This window comes from Phenylobacterium sp. (genome assembly GCF_041691455.1).
GTDB lineage: Bacteria > Pseudomonadota > Alphaproteobacteria > Caulobacterales > Caulobacteraceae > Phenylobacterium.
In genome coordinates this window covers 652,842-674,169 of record NZ_JBEPUO010000001.1, presented here as the reverse complement: position 1 = coordinate 674,169, position 21,328 = coordinate 652,842, and the positions used below count along the sequence as shown (strand labels likewise).

General features: G+C 69.8%; 23 protein-coding genes. 11 read left to right on the top strand and 12 right to left on the bottom strand.

Annotated elements, in window-relative coordinates; all coding sequences use genetic code 11:
- The first annotated feature begins 32 nt into the window (after positions 1-32).
- Complete coding sequence (locus ACESMY_RS03560) at positions 33-1,439, top strand: putative bifunctional diguanylate cyclase/phosphodiesterase (RefSeq protein WP_372782224.1); 1,407 nt, start codon at positions 33-35, stop codon at positions 1,437-1,439.
- On the opposite strand, the gene ACESMY_RS03555 is transcribed toward ACESMY_RS03560, so the two are convergent.
- Positions 1,436-3,649, bottom strand: a complete 2,214-nt coding sequence (locus ACESMY_RS03555; RefSeq protein ID WP_372782222.1) for an ATP-binding protein — start codon at positions 3,647-3,649, stop codon at positions 1,436-1,438. The genes ACESMY_RS03560 and ACESMY_RS03555 overlap by 4 nt on opposite strands.
- A 152-nt stretch (positions 3,650-3,801) precedes the next feature.
- A complete protein-coding gene (locus tag ACESMY_RS03550) occupies positions 3,802-4,866 on the bottom strand; it encodes a methyltransferase domain-containing protein (protein WP_372782220.1) in 1,065 nt (354 codons plus the stop codon).
- A 202-nt stretch (positions 4,867-5,068) separates the two neighbouring features.
- Between ACESMY_RS03550 and ACESMY_RS03545 the strand changes: the two genes are divergently transcribed.
- Positions 5,069-6,259: a glycoside hydrolase family 27 protein gene (locus tag ACESMY_RS03545; protein WP_372782218.1), complete on the top strand. Its 1,191-nt coding sequence runs from the start codon at positions 5,069-5,071 to the stop codon at positions 6,257-6,259.
- 51 nt (positions 6,260-6,310) lie between these two features.
- Here ACESMY_RS03545 and ACESMY_RS03540 read toward each other — a convergent pair whose 3' ends face one another.
- Positions 6,311-6,532 carry a hypothetical protein gene (locus ACESMY_RS03540; protein WP_372782216.1) on the bottom strand — a complete coding sequence of 74 codons (222 nt, stop codon included), beginning with the start codon at positions 6,530-6,532 and terminating at the stop codon, positions 6,311-6,313.
- A gap of 12 nt (positions 6,533-6,544) precedes the next feature.
- Positions 6,545-8,347 carry a sodium:solute symporter family protein gene (locus tag ACESMY_RS03535; protein WP_372782214.1) on the bottom strand — a complete coding sequence of 601 codons (1,803 nt, stop codon included), beginning with the start codon at positions 8,345-8,347 and terminating at the stop codon, positions 6,545-6,547.
- A 493-nt stretch (positions 8,348-8,840) separates the two neighbouring features.
- Between ACESMY_RS03535 and ACESMY_RS03530 the strand changes: the two genes are divergently transcribed.
- Both ACESMY_RS03530 and ACESMY_RS03525 read left to right on the top strand, forming a co-directional pair.
- On the top strand, positions 8,841-10,499 hold the full coding sequence (locus tag ACESMY_RS03530; RefSeq protein ID WP_372782212.1) for a hypothetical protein: 1,659 nt from the start codon (positions 8,841-8,843) through the stop codon (positions 10,497-10,499).
- 207 nt (positions 10,500-10,706) lie between these two features.
- A complete protein-coding gene (locus ACESMY_RS03525; RefSeq protein WP_372782210.1) occupies positions 10,707-10,832 on the top strand; it encodes a hypothetical protein in 126 nt (41 codons plus the stop codon).
- A 20-nt stretch (positions 10,833-10,852) separates the two neighbouring features.
- On the opposite strand, the gene ACESMY_RS03520 is transcribed toward ACESMY_RS03525, so the two are convergent.
- The gene (locus ACESMY_RS03520) at positions 10,853-11,599 is read right to left on the bottom strand and encodes a hypothetical protein (protein WP_372782208.1); all 747 of its coding nucleotides are present in this window, start codon (positions 11,597-11,599) and stop codon (positions 10,853-10,855) included.
- Between the two features lie 96 nt (positions 11,600-11,695).
- On the opposite strand from ACESMY_RS03520, the gene ACESMY_RS03515 reads away from it, so the two are divergent.
- Complete coding sequence (locus ACESMY_RS03515) at positions 11,696-12,826, top strand: metallophosphoesterase (RefSeq protein ID WP_372782206.1); 1,131 nt, start codon at positions 11,696-11,698, stop codon at positions 12,824-12,826.
- Here the strand turns inward: ACESMY_RS03515 and ACESMY_RS03510 are convergent.
- Positions 12,823-13,881: a hypothetical protein gene (locus ACESMY_RS03510; protein WP_372782204.1), complete on the bottom strand. Its 1,059-nt coding sequence runs from the start codon at positions 13,879-13,881 to the stop codon at positions 12,823-12,825. The two genes, ACESMY_RS03515 and ACESMY_RS03510, sit on opposite strands and share 4 nt — an antisense overlap.
- Before the next feature lie 163 nt (positions 13,882-14,044).
- Here ACESMY_RS03510 and ACESMY_RS03505 point away from each other — a divergent pair, with 163 nt between their 5' ends.
- Positions 14,045-14,593, top strand: a complete 549-nt coding sequence (locus ACESMY_RS03505; protein WP_372782202.1) for a hypothetical protein — start codon at positions 14,045-14,047, stop codon at positions 14,591-14,593.
- A gap of 148 nt (positions 14,594-14,741) precedes the next feature.
- Positions 14,742-15,260 (top strand): multiubiquitin domain-containing protein, encoded by a 519-nt coding sequence (locus ACESMY_RS03500; protein ID WP_372782200.1) that lies wholly within the window; start codon positions 14,742-14,744, stop codon positions 15,258-15,260.
- A 159-nt stretch (positions 15,261-15,419) separates the two neighbouring features.
- Here ACESMY_RS03500 and ACESMY_RS03495 read toward each other — a convergent pair whose 3' ends face one another.
- The 3 genes from ACESMY_RS03495 to ACESMY_RS03485 all read right to left on the bottom strand — a co-directional run bounded on the left by ACESMY_RS03495 (position 15,420) and on the right by ACESMY_RS03485 (position 16,900).
- The gene (locus ACESMY_RS03495; RefSeq protein ID WP_372782198.1) at positions 15,420-16,067 is read right to left on the bottom strand and encodes an SCE4755 family polysaccharide monooxygenase-like protein; all 648 of its coding nucleotides are present in this window, start codon (positions 16,065-16,067) and stop codon (positions 15,420-15,422) included.
- 112 nt (positions 16,068-16,179) lie between these two features.
- Positions 16,180-16,554 carry a VOC family protein gene (locus tag ACESMY_RS03490; protein WP_372782196.1) on the bottom strand — a complete coding sequence of 125 codons (375 nt, stop codon included), beginning with the start codon at positions 16,552-16,554 and terminating at the stop codon, positions 16,180-16,182.
- Positions 16,511-16,900, bottom strand: coding sequence for an ArsR/SmtB family transcription factor (locus ACESMY_RS03485; protein WP_372782194.1), 390 nt, complete (start codon positions 16,898-16,900; stop codon positions 16,511-16,513). Before ACESMY_RS03485 ends, ACESMY_RS03490 begins: the two co-directional genes overlap by 44 nt.
- Positions 16,901-17,006: 106 nt before the next feature.
- On the opposite strand from ACESMY_RS03485, the gene ACESMY_RS03480 reads away from it, so the two are divergent.
- The 3 genes from ACESMY_RS03480 to ACESMY_RS03470 are packed head-to-tail and all read left to right on the top strand — an operon-like array spanning position 17,007 to position 18,713.
- Complete coding sequence (locus ACESMY_RS03480; RefSeq protein ID WP_372782192.1) at positions 17,007-17,348, top strand: ArsR/SmtB family transcription factor; 342 nt, start codon at positions 17,007-17,009, stop codon at positions 17,346-17,348.
- 1 nt (position 17,349) lies between these two features.
- Positions 17,350-18,276, top strand: coding sequence for an SRPBCC domain-containing protein (locus ACESMY_RS03475; RefSeq protein ID WP_372782190.1), 927 nt, complete (start codon positions 17,350-17,352; stop codon positions 18,274-18,276).
- A 23-nt stretch (positions 18,277-18,299) separates the two neighbouring features.
- A complete protein-coding gene (locus tag ACESMY_RS03470; RefSeq protein WP_372782188.1) occupies positions 18,300-18,713 on the top strand; it encodes a VOC family protein in 414 nt (137 codons plus the stop codon).
- On the opposite strand, the gene coaD is transcribed toward ACESMY_RS03470, so the two are convergent.
- Together coaD and ACESMY_RS03460 are read right to left on the bottom strand one after the other, a co-directional pair.
- On the bottom strand, positions 18,710-19,246 hold the full coding sequence (coaD, locus tag ACESMY_RS03465; protein ID WP_372782186.1) for a pantetheine-phosphate adenylyltransferase: 537 nt from the start codon (positions 19,244-19,246) through the stop codon (positions 18,710-18,712). The genes ACESMY_RS03470 and coaD overlap by 4 nt on opposite strands.
- 74 nt (positions 19,247-19,320) lie before the next feature.
- Complete coding sequence (locus ACESMY_RS03460) at positions 19,321-20,085, bottom strand: hypothetical protein (RefSeq protein ID WP_372782184.1); 765 nt, start codon at positions 20,083-20,085, stop codon at positions 19,321-19,323.
- Between the two features lie 124 nt (positions 20,086-20,209).
- On the opposite strand from ACESMY_RS03460, the gene ACESMY_RS03455 reads away from it, so the two are divergent.
- Complete coding sequence (locus ACESMY_RS03455) at positions 20,210-20,590, top strand: DUF1801 domain-containing protein (protein ID WP_372782182.1); 381 nt, start codon at positions 20,210-20,212, stop codon at positions 20,588-20,590.
- A gap of 10 nt (positions 20,591-20,600) precedes the next feature.
- On the opposite strand, the gene ACESMY_RS03450 is transcribed toward ACESMY_RS03455, so the two are convergent.
- On the bottom strand, positions 20,601-21,311 hold the full coding sequence (locus ACESMY_RS03450) for a glutathione S-transferase family protein (RefSeq protein ID WP_372782180.1): 711 nt from the start codon (positions 21,309-21,311) through the stop codon (positions 20,601-20,603).
- Positions 21,312-21,328 lie beyond the last annotated feature (17 nt).

Below are 21,328 nucleotides of genomic sequence, written 5' to 3'. Positions count from 1 at the left end.
CAGACACTCGACAGCCCAAGGCCTGCCCGCACGTGCCCGACCGCGCTCAAATCCTTGCCGACCTGACGGCGCGCGTCGCGGAACTGGAGTCCGAGCGCGAGCTCACGCTCAGGCTCGCCCAGACCGACTCGCTCACCGGCCTGGTCAACCGCGGCGCCTTCACCGCGGCGCTTTGCGAGCGGCTCGAGGCCGCCCGGGCGCGCGACGGCCGGCTGGCGCTCTTCGTCGTCGATCTCGACCGCTTCAAGCACCTGAACGACACGCTGGGCCACCACGCCGGCGACCTCTTCCTGGCCGAGGTGGGCGAGCGCCTGCTCGCCGACGCCGGGCCGACCGAGCTGGTCGCCCGCCTGGGCGGCGACGAGTTCGCGCTGATTTCCGACGACCCCGATACCGCGCGCCGCGCCGACCGCCTGGTCGCCGCCTTGACCCAGCCGCACGCCATCTACGGCCGCCAGGTCTCGCCCGGCGCCTCGGTGGGCGTGGCGGTCTTCCCGGACGACGCGCCGGACGCCGGCGACCTGCAGCGGTTCGCCGACATGGCGCTCTACCGGGTCAAGCTGCAGGGCGGGCGGCGCTGGTCGGCCTTCGACGCCGAGCTGCGCGCCGAGAACCAGCACCGCCGCACGCTCGAGGCCGAGCTGCGCCGCGCCATTCCGGCCGGCGAGATCGAGCCCTGGTTCCAGCCGGTGGTGGATTCCGCCGACGGCCGCATCGTCGGCGTCGAGGTGCTGGCCCGCTGGCGCCATCCCGAGCACGGGCTGATGCTGCCCGGCGCCTTCGTGCCGATCGCCGAGGAGCTGGACCTGATCGGCCGCATCGACGAGGCGGTGTTCGACGCCGGCTGCGCCTACGCCGCCCCCTGGGTCGAGGAGGGCCTGATCCAGGCGGTCTCCTTCAACGTCTCGCCGCGCGACCTGATGGACCCTTCCTTCTCGCGCAAGCTGATCGGCCGGCTCGCCAAGACCGACTTGCCGGCCACGGCGCTCACCGTCGAGATCACCGAGACCTTCCTGCTGCGCGACCTGGCCCTTTCGCGCCGCCACATCGAGCGGCTGTCGGCCAAGGGCATCCGCATCGCCCTCGACGACTTCGGCACCGGCTATTCCAACCTGCGCGCGCTCATGCACCTGCCGATCCAGACGGTGAAGCTCGACCGCTCGCTGATCTGCGACGTCGCCAAGGACGCCCGTGTCGGCAAGCTGGTGGGTTCGATGCTCTACGCCGCCCGCTCGCTGGGCGTGCGCATCGTCGCCGAGGGCGTCGAGGAAGAGGCCCAGGCGATCCTGCTGCGCGCCGCCGGCTGCGAGCGGATGCAGGGCTACTGGTTCGCCCGCCCGATGCCCGCCGACCAGATGGCAGACCGCCTGCGGGAGTCCAAGGCCGCCGCGCCGCGGGTCTTCGCCGAAGAACGTCCCCTGCGCCGCGCGCGGGCCTAGACGCGGCGCGCGCGCTCCCGGGGCCGCTCGGCCCCGGACCCCGCCGCCAGCGCGGCTTCCACGTCGGCGAGCAGGCGCTCCGGCGTGATCGGCTTGCAGATGCGGTGATCGGCGCCGGCCTCGGTCGCCAGCTCGGCGTGTTCGTCCATGGCGTTGGCGGTGAACATGGCGATCGGCGTCGCCGGCCCGCCCGCCTGCCGCTCCAGCGCGCGGATCGCCCGTGTGGCGGTCAGGCCGTCCATCACCGGCATCTGCATGTCCATCAGGATCAGGTCGAACAGTCCTGGCCGGAAGATGTCGACGGCTTCCTGGCCGTTGCCGACGACGGTCAGCTCGACGCCGGCCGGTTCGAGCACCAGCTGCACGACCCGCTGGTTGGTCGGGTGGTCCTCGGCCAGCAGGATGCGGGCCTTGGCGATCGGCCGGGTCCCGGCGTCCAGCTCAGGGCCGGACGAGGCGCCGGCGGCGGCCGTGGCGCGGGTCAGCGGCAGCTCCACGGTGAAGACGCTGCCCGTCCCGGGCTCCGAGCTCGCCGAGATCGTTCCGCCCATCAGTTCGGTGAGCGACTTGCAGATCGAGAGCCCCAGCCCCGTGCCGCCGAACCGGCGCGAGATCGACCCATCGGCCTGGACGAAGCGGTTGAACAGCCGCGCGCCGGTCTCGGCGTCGAAGCCGATGCCGGTGTCGGACACCCGGATGGTCACCGTCGCCGGCGCCCCGGGCGAGGCGCGCCCGCGCGTCGCGACACCGACCGTGACCTCGCCGGCCGTCGTGAACTTGATGGCGTTGGAGGCCAGGTTCGAGACGATCTGCCGGATGCGCACGGCGTCGCCCTCGAACAGGCCCCCGGCCGCCGCCGCATAGTTGATACGAAGGGCCAGGCCCTTCTCGTCGGCCCGCGCACGCATCAGCTCCGCCGCGGTGTCGATCTCGCGCCGCAGGTCGAAGGGCGCGGTCTGCAGCTGGAACTTGCCCGCCTCGATCTTCGCCTGGTCGAGGATGTCCGACAGCATCCGCTCCAGCATCTGGCCGGAGGACTGCACCAGGCCCACCATCTCGCGCTGCGCGGCCGACAGCCGGGTCCGCGCCAGCGCGCCGGCGATGCCGATCACCCCGTTCAGCGGCGTGCGGATCTCGTGGCTCATATTGGCGACGAAGACGCTCTTGGCGTCGTTGGCGCTTTCCGCCAGGTCGCGGGCGGATTCCAGCTGATGCTCCAGCGCCTTGCGCGTCGAGATGTCGATGCAGGTGCCCACCATGCGCGCGGGCCGTCCGTCCGCCGTCTGCGCGACCAGCCGCGCCCGCGACAGCACCCACTTGTACGCGCCGTCCTTGCAGAGCATCCGCAGCTCCGACGTGGTGTGCGGCGTCTCGCCCCGGTAGTGCGCCTCGTATTCGGACTGCAGTTGCGGCAGGTCGTCCGGATGGACGAAGGCCCGCCACCCGGCGATCGCCGGGCCAAGCTCGCCGGGGCCATAGCCCAGCATCGCCAGCCAGGAGGGATTGGCGTGCAGTTCATCGGCCACCAGGTCGAGTTCGAACAGGCCGTCGCCCGACGCCTCGACCGCGATGGAAAGCTTCCGTTCCAGGTCGACCATCGCGACCTGCCGGTCGGCGAGCTGGCGCACCACGGCGCGGTGGTCCAGCGCATAGCGCTGGGCGGCGACCAGGGCCGCCAGGATCATCGCGCTGATCAGCGTCGATTGCAGACCGACGCCATGGGCCAGGGTGGGGCCGATCAGGGTGATGGCGATCCCGGGGGCCAGGCTCGTCCAGAGCAGCCGCCGGTTGGCGCCGAAATAGACGAAGTTGTTCATGAACGCGCCGCCGAGCCAGGTGGTCGCGATGGCGACGCCGATCGGCGAGCCGTCGGCCAGGCCCAGGAGGGCGATGGTGGAAAAGACCCACGAGCCCAGGAAGTTGCCGACGCCGTAGGCGGTGATGGCGGCCTCGTTACCCAGCCGCTCCAGCACCCTGTCAAGCACCAGCTTGCTGGCCAGCTCCCAGGCGAACACCGCGCTCAGCCACAGGCCCGCCGTCTGCAGGGGCAGCACGCCCAGCGACATGAGCGCATAGAGGGTGGCGAAGATCAGCCGCCCGGGCCGGCTCGCCAGGCCGAGCGCGCGTGAGGTCCGCACGTCGAAAGCCTGCTCATGACCGCCGGCCGCCACCAGGCTGTCGGTCAAGGGCTGGGAGGTGTGCGGCGGCATCGGCTCTTCCGGTCGACTCTCGTTGTCGCCAGTCCTAGCCGCCGAACGCCGTTCATCCCGTTAACGGCCGCCGGTCAAAACGCCGCATCGCCGCGCGCCGGGGGTTATGGCGACACCGGCCCCGGGGCGACCCGGGACCGGCGTCCCATGGCCTAAGGCCGGGCTTCCAGCACCATGTTGAACGGCCCTTCCGTGGCGCGCCGCACCTGGCTGAAGCCGGCGCCCTTCAGCACCTCGGTGAGCTTGGCCTCGCCGGCCTGGGCGCCCAGCGCCTCGCCGACCTCCTGGGCGAGCGAAGTGGGCACGCAGATCATCGTGGACGCGTTGTAGTAGAGCCGGCTGACAGGATTGCCGATGTTGTCGCCGGGCTTGTCGCCGCCGATCGGCTCGACCAGCATCCAGGACCCGCCGGGCTTCAGGAGCCTGTGCATGTGGGCCGCGCAGCCGCGCGGGTCGCCCATGTCGTGCAGGCAGTCGAACATGGTGATGAGGTCGAAGTCGCGCTCGGCGATCTCCTTGGCGGGCGCGGTCTCGAAACGCACCCGGCCGGCCAGGCCGTGCGCCTTGGCGTGCGCATTGGCCTGTTCGATGGAGGGCGCGTGGAAATCGTAGCCCACGAACTCGCTCTGCGGGAACGCCTCGGCCATCAGGAGCGTGGAGAAACCGACGCCACAGCCCACATCGGCGACCTTAGCGCCCTCCTTCAGCCGCGGCAGCACCCCATCCAGCGCCGGCAGCCAGGCCTGCACGATGGCGTTGACGTAGCCGGGACGGAAAAAGGCGCCGACCGCGCAGAACAGGCAGCCGGAACTCTCGCCCCAGGCCACGCCGGCGCCGGTGCGGAAGGCCGCCTCCACCTTGTGCTGGCCCGAGATCATCTCCGCGACCAGGTCGAAGGCCCCGCTCAGATAGACCGGGCTGTCCTTCACCGCGAAGACCATCGCCTGCTCGGGGGTGAGGCTGAAGCGGTCCGTGGCCGGGTCATAGGCGATGTAGCCGTTGGCCGCCTGGGCCAGCGACCATTCGCGGACATAGCGTTCCGCCAGGCCGGTTCGGGCGGCGAGGTCCTTGGCGCTGGCCGCGCCGTCGCTGTGCAGGCTGTCGAAGAGGCCGAGCTTGAGGCCGATCCGCACGGTCGGCACGCTGAAGGCGCCGCCCAGGTCGCCGAGCATCTTGCCTACCAGGCCATTGAGTTTGTCGCCGTCGATATCTTGCATGGTCGCTCCTGATCTTAACGATGGGCCGGATTTCCGGCGGACGGGGGCTATAATTCGGTCGACCGACCGAAGCAAGGGGGTGGTTCTGACATTCTTGAGGAACAGCGAACGGAGTTCCGCCATCCGGCGGGCGGCGAATAACCCGTCCACATCCGGGACGCGGATGGGTTAGGCTCGCGCAAAACCGGCAGGGGGAACGCTCGTGAAGACCATCCGAAAGGGTCGCTGGACCCTGGCGCCGCTAGGTCTGGCCGCCGCGCTGCTGGCCCCGGCCGCATCCGCCGCGCCGCCGATGCTGGCCGCCACGCCGCCGATGGGCTGGAACAGCTGGAACCACTTCGCCGACAAGATCGACGACGCCACCGTGCGCGCGCAGGCCGACGCCATGGCGGCCAACGGCATGCGCGACGCCGGCTACCGCTACATCAACATCGACGACACCTGGGAGGGCCAGCGCGACGCGTCCGGCGTCATCCACCCCAACGCCAAGTTCCCGGACATGAAGGCGCTCGCCGACTACGTCCATTCCAAGGGCCTGAAACTCGGCATCTATTCCTCGCCGGGCCCCAAGACCTGCGCCGGCTACGAAGGAAGCGGCGGCCACGAGGTCCAGGACGCCCAGACCTACGCCGCCTGGGGCATCGACTACCTGAAGTACGACCTCTGCAGCCTGGCCCAGCCGATGATCGCCGCCGGCAACCTGGAGAAGGCGCAGGCCATTGAGGTCGCGGCCTACGAGAAGATGCGCGACGCCCTGCGCGCGACCGGCCGGCCGATCGTCTACAGCCTCTGCCAGTACGGCTTCTACCAGCCCTGGCGCTGGGGCGGCTCGGTGGGAGGCAACCTCTGGCGCACGACCGGCGACATCAACGACACCTTCGCGCGCATGGTGCAGATCGGCCTCGGCCAGGCGGGACTTTCGAAATACGCCAAGCCCGGCAATTGGAACGATCCGGACATGCTGGAGGTCGGCAACGGCGGCATGAAGGCGGCCGAATACCGCACCCACATGAGCCTCTGGGCGATCCTCGCCGCGCCGCTCCTGGCCGGGAACGACCTGACCAAGATGACCCCGGAGACGCTGTCGATCCTCGCGAACAAGGAGGTCGTGGCCATCGACCAGGATCCCGCCGGCCGCCAGGGCGACCGCGTGCGGGCCGAGGGCGGGCTGGAAGTCTGGGCCAAGCCGCTCAGCGGCGGCGGCAAGGCGGTGGGCCTGTTCAACCTGTCGGACCAGCGGGCCAACCTGGACATCGACTTCGCCGCGCTGGGCTTCAAGGGGCCCGTGAACGTCCGCGATGTCTGGGCGGGCAAGGACCTGGGCCGGATGAAGGCCTACCACGCCGCGGCGGTGATCGAGCACGGCGTGGTGCTGCTGCGGGTGACGCCCTGAGCCTCCTCTCCCCCGAGCGCAGCGAGAGAGGGAGAGGGTAGGGAGAGGGCCCTACGCCTCCGGCGGCGGCAGCTCGCCCTTCCGGGCCAGCCAGACCAGGAGCAGCATCACCGCTCCGAAACCGGCCATGACCAGGCCCCAGACGAGGTCGATGTTGAGCCCGGCCGAGTGGGCGCGGAACACCGCCGGGTCGCCGGTCAGCCCGACCGCGGCCACCAGCACGCCGATGGTCAGGAACAGCAGCCCGATGGGCAGGCGGACGTCGAAGGTCATGGCTCTGCTCCCCTAGCGGAAGATGATGTTGAGGATGACGACGGCGACCATCATGATCACCCCCAGCACCACCGGGCGCATGTACCAGGCCCCCTGCTCGACCACGACCTTCGGCGTCAGGGAATAGACCAGGCCCGCCAGCTCCGCCTCGGGCTTCGGCCGGGTCATCAGGCTGACGGCGACGGTCACCGAGAAGCCGGCGCTCCAGGCCCAGATCGCGGTCCAGAAGTTCTGCGCCATCTCGCTCGGATAGGTGTGGGTGACCGCGATCCAGCCGCCCTTGATGCCCGGCAGGTTGTCGAGCGGCAGGGTCAGGCCGTGGTGCAGCGCCGCCACCGTGATGCCGGTCGCCAGGCCCACGAACGCCCCGTGGCCGGTGGTCCGCTTCCAGAACATGCCGAGCAGGAAGGTCGCGAACACCGGCGCGTTCACGAACGCCAGCACGAGCTGCATCAGGTCCATGATGTTGTTGAATTGACTGGCCATATAGGCCGCACCCACCGAGGCCGCGATGCCGAAGAAGGTGGTCAGCCGCCCGACCTGCAGATAGTGCCGATCCTCCGCGCCCGGCCGGATGTAGGCCTGGTAGATGTCGTAGGTGAAGACCGTGTTGAACGCGGTCACGTTGCCGGCCATCCCCGACATGAAGCTGGCGAGCAGCGCGGTCAGGCCGACCCCCAGCATGCCGGTCGGGAAGTAGCGCAGGAGCAGGTTGGGGGTCGCCAGGTCATAGTCGAGCTGCGGCCGCCCGCGGGCGTCCAGCATCGGCTTGCCGGTCGCCGAATCGATCTTCACCGGGATCACCCCTGGCGCGTGCTGCTGGATCGCCCCGGCCACGGCGGGCGCGTGCAGGCCGGCGCTCGCCTTATCCGGCGCCGAGGTCAGCGCGATGGCGATCAGGCCGGGCAGGATGACCAGGAAGGGCACGAACATCTTCACGCCGGCGGCGATCAGCGGCGTGCGCCTGGCCGCCGACATGGAATTGGCCGCCATGGCCCGCTGGACCACAAGGAAGTCGGTGCACCAGTAGCCAAACGACAGCACGAAGCCCAAGCCCATGGAGAGGCCGAACCAGTCGACCCCCAGCCGGTTGGTGGTGGCGTGCGCCATCCCCGCCCAAGCGTGGGTGTAGCTCGGCCCGAGGCTCGCCTGCAGCCCCTGCCAGCCGCCCACCTGCTTCAGCCCCAGCCACACCAGGGGCGCGAAGCCCGCGACGATCAGGAAGAACTGCAGGACCTCGTTGTAGATCGCGCCCCTGAGGCCGCCCGCGTAGATATAGACCAGCACCACCAGCGCCGAGGTCAGGATGGCCCCGTGGAAAATCCAGGCCTGCGGCAGGCCGAGCTGGGCGAACGGCGCGTCGAAGACGTGCAGGGTCTGGATCAGCTTGGCGAGGGCGTACATCGAGACGCCCGAGGAGATGATGGTCATCACCGCGAAGCTGACGGCGTTCAGCGCCCGGGTCTTCTCGTCGAAGCGAAGCCGCAGGTACTCGGGCCCGGAGCGCGCCTTGGAGCCGTAGTAGAACGGCATCATGAAGACGCCGATGAACACCATCGCCGGGATCGCGCCGATCCAATAGAAATGGGCCGTGGCGATGCCGTACTTGGCGCCCGAGGCGCCCATGCCGATCACCTCCTGCGCCCCGAGGTTCGCCGAGATGAAGGCCAGGCCGCAGACCCAGGCCGGGATCGCGCGCCCCGCCAGGAAGAAGTCGGCGCCGCTCTTGGCGCGCCGGGACGCCGCGATCCCGATACCCAGCACGAACACCAGGTAGAGGGCCAGGATCCCCCAGTCGACGCCGCTCAAGCTCATCCGCGCTTCCCCGCCCCAGGCCGCCACCGTCGATCGCGGAGGCTGACTCGTTTTACCGAAGTGGCGGCTGTCGCAGGCCCGCCGTCAAGCCGCGCGCCGTCCTTAAACCTGGAGTGGCTGACATCGCGGCTCGACAACCTGAGGCTGGGAAGTCGCAGAACATCGGTCTATAAAGCCGCCAGGGTAGCGGGGGGCCGCTCATGCCACGAAGCGCCGACGAGCTCCTGAAGGACGCGGGCGACCTTGCCCGGCGCACCAACCTGCAGCTGGCGGTGCTGGCCGGCGCGCTCATCTTGATGGGCGTAAAGGTCGAGCAGATCTTCAGCGCCGCTGCGGAAAAGCCGATCCCCGCGGCGCACGCGGCCCCGCGGCCGGCGGATACGGCTGTGGCCGCCGTGGCGGCGGCGGAGGCGCCGGTCCGGGTCCCCGCCCAGGGGTCGCGGCACCATCGGCCGAGCGTCACGGCCGGGACGGATTCACCGCCTGGGGCTGCATGCCCGCCGACCCCGCCGTCAAGTCGGAGAGCCCAGGCGGCGTCGCGCCCTGCATCCGGTACTACTTCATCCAGCGCAACCGCCTCGACCACGACTCCAAGCGGCTCACCAGGCTGAAGGCCGTGAAGGAGGACCTGGCGGCCCACGCCAAGACGAAGATCTCCGGCTCGCGGCCGGAGCAGACCCGACGGCTCGCGGCCTTCGGGGACGCCTACCGCGGCCAGATCGGCAAGCGCGAGGAACTCTCCAAGGAGTCCCTGGCCATCGAGCACCGCATCGACCAGAGGGTCGAGTTCGAGGTGTGGAGCGGGCTGAAGGTCCCGATCGCCCTGCGCCTCGCGCCATTCGCCTGGTTCTCGATCCTCGCCGCGCTCCTCGTGCAGCTCGTCCGGCAGCGGGCGAAGTTCTGGATCCTGGCCAACAAGGCGCTGGAGCGCCGCGCGGCCGATGCGACCACCGAGATCGAGGCTCAGCTCTACGACATGCCGTTCTGGCTCGCGCCGGCCCCGGTCGCCGAACGGGCCGGCGGCGACCTGGACGACGTCTCCCGCCTGCTCGGCTGGGACGGCTCGCGCGCCATGCAGACCCTGTGGCTGCGGATCATGGCGGCGGCCGTGGCGCTCGCGGCCCTGCGCATAGCCTGGATCGGGACCCGGCTGGACACGTTCCTGGTGGCCAGCGCGCACGGCGCGCTCGAGCGCAACCTCGCGGTCGGTATCCTCGCCCTCACCCAACTGCTCTGCGGCCTCGACCTGGGCGCCCTGGCCTGGCTCTGCCGTCCTGGCCTCGGCCGGCGCGCCGCGCCGGCGGCGGCGGTCGACAGCGGGCGCCGCGGCCTCATCGCGGCCAGTCTCGCAGGCGCGGCGGGCATCTTGGTCATCGGCCAGACGATGGTTTGGTCCGGGCGGCGCTGGGGCGCCTATTTCCCGCGCTATCGGACTCATGTCCGCCGCTTCGTGAAGGTCCACACCGGCTTGGCGCCGGGGTTCTATCGGCACGCGAAATCGAAGCGCATCCACTACCTCTCCCGCATCCGGCGCATCCTGCTGGTGTCCGGCGGGTTCGGGGTGCGCCGCCTGACTCCCGCGCCCCTGGCGCAGCTCACCCTGCTTCCCGCGGCGACCGGGACCGGGGCCCCGGCGGCAAGCGCTCGGGGGCTCGCGATGTCGCCGGCCGACTGCGAAGCCGCGGCCCTTGACCTGTGGTTCGATGGCCGCAGCGGCGAGGCCGTGGCCGTGCTCTCCGCCGGCGCCCGGCGGTTCCTGGCGACGCCCCTGCTCATGCGCGCCGGCCTGCGGACCCTCGACCTCGCCGCCGGGATCGCCATCCGCGAGAGCCTTCCCGCGGCCCTGACCGAGCTCGTGGCGCTGGCGACCGACACGGCGGCGGGCCTCGACGGGACCGGGGAGGTCCAGGCAGCCTCGCCGTCCCGGGATCTGAACCTGGCGGTGATCGCCGCCGCGCCGGCCGATCCCCAGTCGCGGAAGGCGCTGATCGCGGCCAAGGCGCTGCGCGAGCGCGTAAGCCAGTGGACGGGTCCGACCGGCGAGCGCTGGCGCGCCACCCGCTGGAGTCCCAGATATCCCCTGCGCTGGGACGGCAGGCCCCACCGGCGGGACCACGCCTTGCAGCGACCCCCCAAATCGGTAAGCTTATGAGGCGCGGCAGCCGCTGTTCGGTCCCGGCACAGCCGGACTTCGATGGTTCGAATCCATCCCGCGCATTTTCCTCTCTCACCGCCTCGAACCTCCGCCGCGGGGGCTTGGTAAAGACCCGCGCAATCACCCTGACAGGACGGTTCATCCGCCGTTCAAGGCGCTGCGCCAAATCTGCCGGCGGATCCAGCGTACGGAGGAGGGACGGCCATGACGCACCCGACAGGCCCCATCAAAGCCCATCCCTCGCCCTGGGCCGTGGCGCTGTTCCTGGTGAGCAGCGGCTTCGCGCTGGTCGCCATGGCGCTGTGCTCGACGGGCTTCAGCCCGGGCTGATGCGCCGCCGGACGCCGCGGCTACTCGATCTCCCAGTCGATATCGCCGCGCGTCTCAAGAGGGACCTCGCACAGCGCGGCGTGCAGGACATCGCGCGTGCCGCGGCGCGGCAGGCGGAAGACGAATTCGATCCGTCCTTTGAGGGCGGTCTTGTGCTCGGTGATGATCTTGCAGCCGTGGCCGTGCAGCACGCTGCGGTAGGCGTGGGCGCTCTCAACGAGGCGATCCGGCGGCAGCTGATCGATCTTCACCCGGCAGGCGGGGTTGGAGTCAAAGAGGAAGATCAGCAGGAAGGCGAAGGCGGTGGTGATCACCGCCAAGTGCGGCAGGCCGAGGCCGGCGATCAGACCCGTCAGGGTCACGATGATCAGCCGGCCGGTGTCACGGGCGGAATCGGTGGTGGTGCGGAAGCGGATCAGGCCGCCGATGCCGAACACCACCACGCCGATGACCATGCCGAACTCGCGGACCGTGACCCCGATCACCGCGCCTACGAAGGCGTACATAATGTAGACCTTCGGCATGTCGGCTTCATGCAGCTGGTCGACGGTGCGCGGCGTCGTCGGGTGGAAGGCGATCACCGCGGCCAGCGCGATGGCGAGCAGCAGGGCGCCGATCGACTCGGCCATGAAATGCATGTCGCGGAAACCGGCCCAGCCGACCGCGGACAAGGGGCCGCTCGGCGCGTCGAACAGCCCCTGCGTCTGGGCGAAGGCCACGCCCGGCGCCAGCAGCAGCAACGACAGAAACAGTCCCAGCGTCTTCATTCAGTCCCCCATCCCCTCACGCACGGTAGCGAGGGGCGGGGCATTAGCAAGCTGGCGGCGGTGCGCGCGCGCCGATCCCGCGATATGCTCAGCCCCATGATGAAACTCCTGGCCGGCCTGCTCGCGTCCCTGACGATCGCCGCCGCCGCCCCAGCCCAGGCCCAGACCCCGGCCCAGACCCAGGTGCAAGCGACCTGGGAGCATGTGGCGCGCGTGGTGGTGATCGGCGACCTGCACGGCGACTACGGCAAGTTCCATGACCAGCTCGCCCAGGCGGCCTTGATCGACGCCCACGACAACTGGAGCGGCGGGGCGGCCCACCTGGTGCAGCTCGGCGACGTGCCCGACCGCGCGCCCGACACCCGCAAGATCCTCGACCTCCTGATCAAGCTCGAACCTCAGGCGCGGCGCGCCGGCGGCTATGTCCACGCCCTGATCGGCAACCACGAAGCCATGAACATGGAAGGCGACCTGCGCTACACGACGCCCGGAGAGTTCGCCGCCTTCACCGACCGCGACTCCGCGCGGCGCCGCGACGCCTACTACGACCGGGTCGTGGCCGCCCTGAAGGCCCATCCGCCGGCCGCCGGCCTGCCGGTTTTCGACGACGCCTATCGCGCGGCCTTCGACGCGGACCATCCGCTGGGCTGGGTGGAGCACATGGCGGCCTGGTCGGCGGACGGGGCCTACGGCCGCTGGGTGCTGACCCACAGCGCCGTCATCCGCATCGACGACACCCTCTATCTGCACGCGGGCCTCGGGCCGGAGTTCACCGCCTTCGACATGGAGACGCTGGACAGGGCCGTGCTTGCGGCCCTGCGGCATCAGCCCGAAGCGGCCGGCGGCCCGCACGACATCCTGTGGAACGAGCAGGGCCCGCTCTGGTATCGCGGCATGGCCCAGAACGACGAGGCCGCCGAGAGCGGCAATGTCGCCGCCGTGCTGGCGCGCTACGGCGTGCGCCGCATCGTGCTCGGCCACACCAAGCGCTTTTCGATGGTCAACGCCCGCTTCGAGGGCGCGGTGATCCTCACCGACATCGCGGTCAAGGGCGGCTGCCCCGACCCGCACGCCTTCCTGGTCAAGGAGGGCGATGTCCTGACCGCCGTCCACCGCGGCCATCGCCTGGCCCTGGGCGTTTCCGGCCCGGCGCACGCGGCCTATCTCTCGGAGATCGCCGCGCTCGACAAGGCGGCCGGCGCCGACCCGCAGTGCGCTGTCAACTAGCGGCAGCGCTTGACGATCGAGGCGTCGACCCGGGCCGGGTCGTCGAGCACCGCGAAGAAGCTGTCCAGATAGGCCGTCGTCTTGGCGCGGAACTTCGGGTTCAGGCTGGGATAGCCGTTGATCAGCGCCGTCATCTCGGCGCGGTGGCTACGGAAGTCGGCGATCACGGCGGGGATCTCGCCGGTGCTGACGCAATAGCCGCGATAGAGCCGCTCGCGCACGCTGGCGACCTTCAGCTTCTCCGGCGGCAGGGCGTAGGGCGCGTCGACGAAGCCCGAGTAGTCGAAGTCGTAGGGCACCGGCGTGACCCCCGCCGCGGTCGCGGGCGTCGCGCCCTTGGCGGCGAGGAAGCGGCTGTTGTGGCAGCACTCGTCGCCCGCCGGCCCGGCCAGGAAATCCCAGTCGAGATTGCCGATCATATATTCCAGCATCGCCGCACGGCCCGCCGCCCGCGGATCGAACTGGGCCGCGGTGAGCTGGTGGGACGTGGTCTTGATCCGATCGCGGTGATTGCGCTCGGCGACGTCGTCGATGTCCTCGATCAGGTAGCCGAACCGCTTGAGGCCCGCGTCCTTGTCGCCCGTGCGGTAGCTGACCTGCGCGGCGCGCACCCGATAGCTCATCGGCGTCACCAGATTGTAGAGCCGGTAGACCAGGTACTCCAGGACGATGCGCTGCTCCTGGTCGGCCGGGGTGTTGCAGTAGGTGACCAGCTTCAGCTTGTGCTGCCCGTGGAACAGCGTGCCCTTCACCGCGGCCTTGTCGAAGGTCAGCGAGAGCGGCGGGAACTGGCAATAGCCGCCGGTGCGACGGGTCAGGCCCCGGGCGCGGAGCTCGACCGCGAAGGTCTTGGCCGGGCCGGCGCCATCGCTCACTGACAGGCTCGCGGGGAACGGATTGGTGCTGGTCTTGGCGGCGTGCACCAGGGTCGGGAACGGCGCGGTGATCGTCATCTCCAGCGGCGCTTCGTCGGAGAACAGGTCCGGCTTCGCCGCGGCCGGCGAGGCCAGCATCCACACCAGCCCCACGAGGCCTAACCAGAGCGCCCTGACCATCTGCTTCCCCCCAAGCGTGGCTGATCGCATACCGTGGCGGACCCCGTGTCAACGCTGAAGCCCTGCGCCCTCGGCGCGGCCGGGGGTGGCGCGGGCGCGTCAGATCGGCCATCAACGGTATACGGAGCGTTCGCGCGCCGTCAGGGGAAGGCGATCTCAGCGTATGCCCAGGATCATGATCATTCGTCATGCCGAGAAGCACAACGGCACGCACGAGCGCGGCGTCAATCTTGAGGGCTACCATACCAAGCACGAGCTGACGGTGCGCGGCTGGCTCCGGGCCGGCGCGCTGGTGCGCTTCTTCGCGCCGGTGGGCGGCATGCCGCCCGGTTCGCCGATCTCGACGCCCCGCTCGATCTTCGCCTCGGCCGCGACCCTGCAAAGCCCCAGCCTGCGCGCGCAGCATACGGTCGAGCCGCTGGCGGCCTTGCTCGGTGTACAGATCGACAAGAGCCACGCGGATGGCGAAGAGGCGGCCGTGGCGGCTGCGGCGCTGGCGGCCGCGTCGCCGGTGCTGATCTCCTGGCACCACAGCCATATTCCCGTGCTGGCCAAGCTGCTCGCCGGGGTGCAGGTCGGTTCGCCTGACGCCTGGCCCGACGAGCGCTTCGACGTCGTCTGGATCCTCGACCGGGACGAAGCCGGCGGCCCGTGGCGCTTCTCGCAGGTCACGCAGGGCTTTTTCGCCTACGACCGCGCCGAACCCATCTGAGCGTCGGCCTCGACGGCGCTGCGGTGTCATAAAAGGTTCAATGGCTTCGGGAATCGTTCCCGCCTAACCGAGCAGCGGAGACTGACGAGCGCCCTCACCGGTGATGGGGCGGTCTTGGGTCCGGGGTTCATTGTCAGGGGCGGATGGAATGACCGACACGGCGACCGGCGACGCGGAAGACCTCGAAGCCTGTGTCCGGGAGGACCGGCGCCCCCGCGAAGCCGGGCCCTACCGCGTTCAGATCGGCGATGGCCTGTTCCGCTTCCGGGCGATCATCTGCGACGACGCCCTGCATACCGGCCGCTCGCTGCTTGAGCTGGCGGGACTGGCGCCTGTCGAGCAGCACGTGCTTTTCGCGGTGCTGGCGGACGGACTCCTGGAAGAGATCCGCCTGGAGGAGGCCCTCGACCTGCGCGAGGGCGTCGAAAAGCTGCTCGGCTTCCGGAGCGACCGGATCTTCCGCTTCCTCATCGACGGCCACGAGTTCCACTGGGGCGGCCGGTTCCTGACCGGCGCGACCGTGCTCAACCTGGCGAAGGCGGACGCCGCTCACGGCGTCTGGCTGCGGGACGCCGACGGCGGCGAACGCCGGGTCGGCCCCGCCGAACTGATCGACCTCAGCCAGCCCGGCGTCGAGACCTTCGTCACCCGCGCGCTGGCGGAGTAGCGGCAATCGACATTCCGGCGGCCGAGCAGGTCTGAGCTTTCACCTGCATCAAGCTCCGTCATCCCGCTCTACAGCCCGCAAAGGCGGGCTTTCGGCCGGGATGACAGGGCTATTTGTGAAACCCAACCGAGTCCGCGAGGCGGCCCTACCCGCGCCGCGTCAGCTCTTGGTCTTGGCCTTCTTGCCCTTCGACGCCTTCTGGCCGGGCCAGGCGGTGTCGATCGGCAGCTTCGGATCGGCGGTGACTTTCAGGTCGGCGCAGTGATGGTAGGTGAAGCGGCCGTCGGGGTTGATCCCGTGCTCTTCCATGAACTGGATCACCTGCAGCGAGCAGTGATCGCAGTTGATATTCGGGATCTTCACGTCGGTCTCGAATTCCTGTCCCGGCTGGCGCTGGTGATGTTCCCAGAGGCCGTCGACGAGCACCGGCGCCTTGGGGTTTGGATCGATCTTCGCGGAGACCGAGACCGGGCCACGCGGCCCGTCCTTGGTCACGTCTTCCGGATCGACCGGCAGCTCCGCGCGGTCGAGCACGGACAGCGCCACCCGGAAGTGTCCGGGATGGTAGACGGTCTCCTTGACGTGGATGTGCAGCAGCGCCCCGCCGGTCACCGGCGTCACGGCCGCGGTCGGGGTGCCGGCATTGGCGGTCGTGCCGCCGCAGGGGCCGAGCTTCTGGGGATCGCCGAGCGCGTTCTCCTGCAGCCAGGACGCCGGCCGCATCAGGATGAAGTGGGCCGACACCGCCGCCGGCATGGCCAGCACCACCGCGCCCGCGCCGAGCGCGGCCAGGATACGAAGCTTCATCTGGGACTCCCCCTCATGGTTTGAACCGGCGCGCGCCGGACCTTGGGCCCTAGCCGCCGAATATCATTGATACCCCGCCGGCGGATTTCCGCCCGGTGATGATCGCAGGCGATCAGCCGGCGTAGATCGTGCCCGCCTCGACGAAGCATAGCGGATTCCCCGAGGGGTCGTCGGCATAGAATGACTTCTCGCCCCAAGGCCGCACCGCCGGCTCGGCGGCGGGCGCCCCATGCACCATGTCGCCGGAGAGGCAGCCCAGCTCGCGCGCCCGGCCATGCACGGACGCCAGGTCGTCGACCACGAAATAGAGCGCCTTCGGCAGAAGCTGCGGCGCGGCCGTCTGCACCACCTGCAGCGTCACCTCACCGGTGGTGAAATAGCAGCGCCGTCCGGCCTGCAACCGGCCCTCCTGGCCGAGCAGGGTCGAATAGAACGCCGTCGCCTCATCGAGATCCCTGACCTCGATGTTGAGCCTGAACAGCCGCATGGTCCTCGTCCCCTGGTTTGTGCTGGACATCCTCGCCGGTCACCGGATCGCGCCCGAACCAGCCCAGCCAATCGCGCGCCAGCGCCAGCCTGGCCGGGTTCAGCCGATAGAGGCGGGTGCGGCCCTGGCGGTCCTGGGTGACGATCCCGGCCGCCATCAAGACCTGCAGGTGGCGGGTGGTGGTCGGCCAGGCATGGCCGAACAGCCGCGCGATCTGCCCGGCGCTCATCGCCCCGCCTGCGAAGTTCAGGCTGATCAGGATCCTGCGCCGCGCCGGATGGGCGAGCGCCATGAACACCGCCTCATAGGTTCCCCCCGCCTCGGCCTGCTGGTCTGTGCTCGCCATGTCCCAACGTCATTTAGCATAGACGCTAAATGACGCAATACGGAACCGCGTTGACAACCATCGCTCTCTATCTTACCAGATAGTTATCTAACCATCTGGTTATCTAATGACGCCGCAGACGCCCGATCCTCTTTCCGCCGCCTTCGCCGCCCTCGCCGATCCCACGCGGCGGGCGATCCTGGCGCGGCTGTCGCAGGGCGAGACCTCGGTGACGGAGCTTTCGAAGCCCTTCGCCATGTCGGGGCCCGCGGTGACCAAACATCTGAAGGTGCTCGAACGCGCCGGCCTGATCAGCCGCAGCCAGCACGCCCAGTGGCGCCCGGCCCGGCTGGAGCCGGCGCGGCTGAAGGCCGTCGCCCAGTGGCTCGACGACTATCGGCTGCTCTGGGAACAGAGCTTCGACCGCCTCGACGACTATCTGGCTGAACTGCAAAAGAAGGAGGTCTGAGATGGCCGATGCGGCGACGACCCTGGGCGCGGGCCACGAAGTGACCCTGACCCGCACGTTCAAGGCCCCCGCAGCGCTGGTGTTCGACTGCTTTGTCGATCCCGGCCGCTTCGCCCGCTGGTGGGGACCCTTGGGCTGCCAGAACGAGATCCTGAAGCTCGACGCGCGGCCGGGCGGCGAGATCTCGCTGCGCATGTTCGGACCGGGCTTCGACCACGTCATGGGCGGCGAGTTCCTGGAGATCGCGCCGCCGAAACGGATCGTCTTCCTGACCAAGGCCTTCGAAGCGCCCGGCGGCGGCTGGGGCATCGTCAACCGCAACACCGTGACCCTCGAGGACCTCGGCGCCTCCACTCGCCTGACGCTCCACACCCTGGTCGAGACCGCCGCGGGCGAGCTCGTGCTGGGCGCGCTCGGCGGCATGAAGACCGGCTGGGGGCAGAGCTTCGAACGCCTGGGCGACCTGGTCGGCGGCGGCGGCAAGCTAGACCTGCAGATCGCCGACCGGCGCATCGTGCTCACCCGCGCCTTCGACGCCCCGCCCGAACAGGTCTGGCGCGCGCTCACCGACCCGCAGGCCTTCGCGAAATGGTGGAACGCCGGCGGCTGCGAGGTCGAGACGTTCGATGTCCGCCCGGGCGGCAAGTGGAGCGTGCGGCAGGCCGCGCCCGACGGGTCGGTCCACCGGTTCTTCGGCGAATACCGCACGGTCGAGCCGCCAACGCGCCTGGCCATGACCCAGGGCTTCGACGCCTACGCGCCGATCGAGGTGGTTTTCGAACTGACCGAGGACTGGGGCCGCACCACGCTCACGCGGACCATGACCTTCCCCGACAACCAGTACCGGGACGGCATGGCGCAGTCCGGCCTGGAACCGGGCGCGGCGGCGAGCTACGACGCGCTGGCGGCGCTGTTGGCGGCCGGCTGAGTTATCGAGCTCGAGGCGAAATCATGCGTCCGATCTTCCATATCTCGTTTCCGGTCCGCGACCTGGCCGAGGCGGTCGTCTTCTACCGGGACGAACTGGGCGCGGAGATCGGACGGCATGAGGCTGGATTTTCCGACGCCCTGTTGTTCGGCGCGCAGGTCACCCTCCAGAACGACCCGGACAATGTCTCGAAGCCGATGCCCCGGACACGGCATTTCGGCGCGACCATCCCCTGGGCGGATTGGGAAGCCCTGGCGCAGCGGTTTGGCGAGGCCGCCAATCTCGTCGAAGCGCCGCGCGTCTCCTATGCCGGCGCCCCGACCGAGCAGGGCAAGTTGATGCTGAGCGACCCGAGCGGAAACCTCATCGAGATCAAGGCCTATCGCCATCCTGAAAACGTCCTCGGCCAGCTCGCCCGCAACTCGCCCGAAGGCTAGCCGCGGCGGGCGGCGAAGGCTTGCTCGACGCAGGGCATGACCAGCCAGCCGATCCCCTCGCCCATGGCGTCGAGCTCCTTGGCGGTGCTTGAGGAGACGTGCAGGAACGGCGCCTCGCAGATGAAGTGGACCATCAGGATCGACGGGTCGATGCGGCCGGCGACGCCATGCAGGTTGAACTCTTCGTTGAAGTCGCTCGCCTCGCGCAGGCCGCGCACGATGTGCGTCGCCCCGATCCGGTGGGAATAGGCGACCAGGCTCTGGTTGGTGAACTCGCCGACCTCAAGAGCCCCGCCGAACAGGCCGTCCGTCGAGGCCGTCGCCTCATCCGGCCAACGCTCCGTGATGGATCGGACGATCAGCTGCTGGCTTTCCTCGACCCCGAACGCCCGCGCCTTCTTGACGTTGGTGCCGACGGCGACGTGGACGATGTCGAAAGTCAGGAGCGCCTTGCCGATGATGTCCAGGTGTCCGCGGGTCACAGGATCGAACGAGCCGGCGTAGAGGGCTTTGGTCGTGACGGCCTTGCGCATGTGCTTGGATCCTGCCCGCGACGCCGAGAATTCCCGGAGCTCGGCGCAAAACGCAAGCGCGGGATTCCCGTGCCCTAGCTCTTCGGCCGCGCCAGCGAGTCCGCCACCACCCAGGCGGCCCCGACCAGGACGAGGTTGACGGCGTTCTCGCTCCAGACGCCGTGGTTGGACGGATCGGCCAGCAGCATCGGCAGGTGAACCAGCGGGGTGAAGGCCGCGTACATGACGGTCAGCAGGATCGCCGCGAGCCGGGCCCGCACGCCCGTCAGGATCGCAAGGCCCGCGGCGATGTGGGCGACCCCGGTCGCATAGCCCCAGAACAGCTGGCCGGGCGGCAGCCACGCGGGGACCAGCGGGGCGGTGAGGTTCATGTAGGCGAAGTGCGCGCCGCCGAAGAGCACCGCGCAGACCCCGAACGCGGCCTGGCCCGCTCGGGTGAGGCGCGCGGCGAGGACCGCATCGATCCGGGCGGTGGCGGCGTAGACGATCAGCGCGGCCGCCGCGATCGCCAGCTGCTCGGCGGCGTTGCTGTAGGCGAGGAACTCGGCGTAGTGGCGCAGCACCACGCGGCCGTCCATCAGGAGGACCACGACGAGCCCGTAGTAGGCGGCGAGCGCCGCCGCGCCCCAGGCCGCGGTCCGCCGCCACGCCACCGCCGCGCCCGTGACGAGCATGAAGGCGGCCGCGGCGTAGGCGAGCGCCGTGCGGTCGGGAAAGGCCTTGGGCACCGCCTGCCCCGGGAGGAAGTCCCCCAAAGCCAGGCCGACCGCGGCCAACGCGATCACGCCCAGGGCGAAAACGGGCCGGCCGAAGCCTGGAGTTGGTCTGCCGGCCTCCATGCTCTCCCCCGATGTCTCCCGAACCCTGGATATCACGGGTCCGCCGCGCCGGGCAGAAACAGCTTGGTGGGCCTCCCCGCCCCGCCGCAAGATGGAAGACCCGCCGAAGGAGCCGCAGACCCTCATGACCGAGAGCCCCTCCCAGCTGATCGACGCGAAAATCGCGGCGCTGGACGACTGGCGGGGCAAGACGCTCGCCCAGGTCCGCGCGCTGATCAGACAGGCTGACCCCGAGGTGGTCGAGGAGGTGAAGTGGCGCGGCGTTCCGGTGTGGTCCCACGCCGGCATCATCTGCACCGGCGAGACCTACAAGGCCGCCGTCAAGCTGACCTTCGCCAGGGGCGCCGCGCTGCCGGACCCGTCGGGCCTGTTCAACGCCAGCCTCGAGGGAAACACCCGCCGCGCCATCGACATCCCCGAGGGGAAAGATCTCGACGCGGCGGCCTTCAAGGCCTTGATCAAGGCCGCGGTGGCCCTGAATACGTCCAAGACCAAGGGCCGATAGGCGCGGACCCTCAGCCCTGCGCCGCCGCGTGGGCGGCGGCCATCTCGGCCATGCGCTTGTCGAACGCCCCGCTGCGGATCATCTCGCGGCGCTCCTCCAGGCCGCGGTGCAGCTCCGCCAGCGTCTTTGCCGCGTGTTCGTTGGTCTGGATCGCGGCCCAATAGGCGGCGACGTTCGGGTGCGCCGGGATTGGATTGTCGAGGCCGGTCGACGGCAGCACGTTCTCCACCAGGAAGAGCCCGGGCGTCAGCGCGCAATCGGCCAGGGTGAGGCGGCCTGAGCAGGCGAAGCCGTCGCGGCCGATCATCCTGTCCAGCGCCTTGATGTTGCGCGCCACCTGGCCGCCCAGCAGCTCGACGATCCCCTCGTTGCGGGTCTTGGCGCGGCTCTGGGGGGACAGCATGAACATGTTGTTCATGAGGTAGACGTCGCCGATCCGCGCCAGGGTGCGGATATGCGCCGTCTCGCGCGGCGTCGCGCCCAGCATCGAGGGCTCGGGATAGATCTCTTCCAGATACTCCGAGATGACCTCGGATTCCGCCATCAGGTCGCCGTCGATATCCAGCACCGGGATGCGGCCGATCGGCAGCCGCTCGCGGAACTGCGGCGTCCCGAAATCCGCCGGCCGCTCCAGCGCGATGTCGCCGATCCCCTTGGCGTAGATCTGCATGCGCACGCGCGCCGAATAGGGGCTGAGATCGCCGGAATAGAGCTTCATCATGGTCAGGCGCTCCTCTG

What these genes read in the sequence shown, in the direction of transcription:
- ACESMY_RS03555 (WP_372782222.1), bottom strand. Translation starts at nt 3,649, where the DNA reads ATGCCGCCGCACACCTCCCAGCCCTTGACCGACAGCCTGGTGGCGGCC.
- ACESMY_RS03550 (WP_372782220.1), bottom strand. Translation starts at nt 4,866, where the DNA reads ATGCAAGATATCGACGGCGACAAACTCAATGGCCTGGTAGGCAAGATG.
- ACESMY_RS03540 (WP_372782216.1), bottom strand. Translation starts at nt 6,532, where the DNA reads ATGACCTTCGACGTCCGCCTGCCCATCGGGCTGCTGTTCCTGACCATC.
- ACESMY_RS03535 (WP_372782214.1), bottom strand. Translation starts at nt 8,347, where the DNA reads ATGAGCTTGAGCGGCGTCGACTGGGGGATCCTGGCCCTCTACCTGGTG.
- ACESMY_RS03530 (WP_372782212.1), top strand. Translation starts at nt 8,841, where the DNA reads ATGCCCGCCGACCCCGCCGTCAAGTCGGAGAGCCCAGGCGGCGTCGCG.
- ACESMY_RS03525 (WP_372782210.1), top strand. Translation starts at nt 10,707, where the DNA reads ATGACGCACCCGACAGGCCCCATCAAAGCCCATCCCTCGCCCTGGGCC.
- ACESMY_RS03520 (WP_372782208.1), bottom strand. Translation starts at nt 11,599, where the DNA reads ATGAAGACGCTGGGACTGTTTCTGTCGTTGCTGCTGCTGGCGCCGGGC.
- ACESMY_RS03515 (WP_372782206.1), top strand. Translation starts at nt 11,696, where the DNA reads ATGATGAAACTCCTGGCCGGCCTGCTCGCGTCCCTGACGATCGCCGCC.
- ACESMY_RS03510 (WP_372782204.1), bottom strand. Translation starts at nt 13,881, where the DNA reads ATGGTCAGGGCGCTCTGGTTAGGCCTCGTGGGGCTGGTGTGGATGCTG.
- ACESMY_RS03505 (WP_372782202.1), top strand. Translation starts at nt 14,045, where the DNA reads ATGCCCAGGATCATGATCATTCGTCATGCCGAGAAGCACAACGGCACG.
- ACESMY_RS03500 (WP_372782200.1), top strand. Translation starts at nt 14,742, where the DNA reads ATGACCGACACGGCGACCGGCGACGCGGAAGACCTCGAAGCCTGTGTC.
- ACESMY_RS03495 (WP_372782198.1), bottom strand. Translation starts at nt 16,067, where the DNA reads ATGAAGCTTCGTATCCTGGCCGCGCTCGGCGCGGGCGCGGTGGTGCTG.
- ACESMY_RS03490 (WP_372782196.1), bottom strand. Translation starts at nt 16,554, where the DNA reads ATGCGGCTGTTCAGGCTCAACATCGAGGTCAGGGATCTCGATGAGGCG.
- ACESMY_RS03485 (WP_372782194.1), bottom strand. Translation starts at nt 16,900, where the DNA reads ATGGCGAGCACAGACCAGCAGGCCGAGGCGGGGGGAACCTATGAGGCG.
- ACESMY_RS03480 (WP_372782192.1), top strand. Translation starts at nt 17,007, where the DNA reads ATGACGCCGCAGACGCCCGATCCTCTTTCCGCCGCCTTCGCCGCCCTC.
- ACESMY_RS03475 (WP_372782190.1), top strand. Translation starts at nt 17,350, where the DNA reads ATGGCCGATGCGGCGACGACCCTGGGCGCGGGCCACGAAGTGACCCTG.
- ACESMY_RS03470 (WP_372782188.1), top strand. Translation starts at nt 18,300, where the DNA reads ATGCGTCCGATCTTCCATATCTCGTTTCCGGTCCGCGACCTGGCCGAG.
- coaD (WP_372782186.1), bottom strand. Translation starts at nt 19,246, where the DNA reads ATGCGCAAGGCCGTCACGACCAAAGCCCTCTACGCCGGCTCGTTCGAT.
- ACESMY_RS03460 (WP_372782184.1), bottom strand. Translation starts at nt 20,085, where the DNA reads ATGGAGGCCGGCAGACCAACTCCAGGCTTCGGCCGGCCCGTTTTCGCC.
- ACESMY_RS03455 (WP_372782182.1), top strand. Translation starts at nt 20,210, where the DNA reads ATGACCGAGAGCCCCTCCCAGCTGATCGACGCGAAAATCGCGGCGCTG.
- ACESMY_RS03450 (WP_372782180.1), bottom strand. Translation starts at nt 21,311, where the DNA reads ATGATGAAGCTCTATTCCGGCGATCTCAGCCCCTATTCGGCGCGCGTG.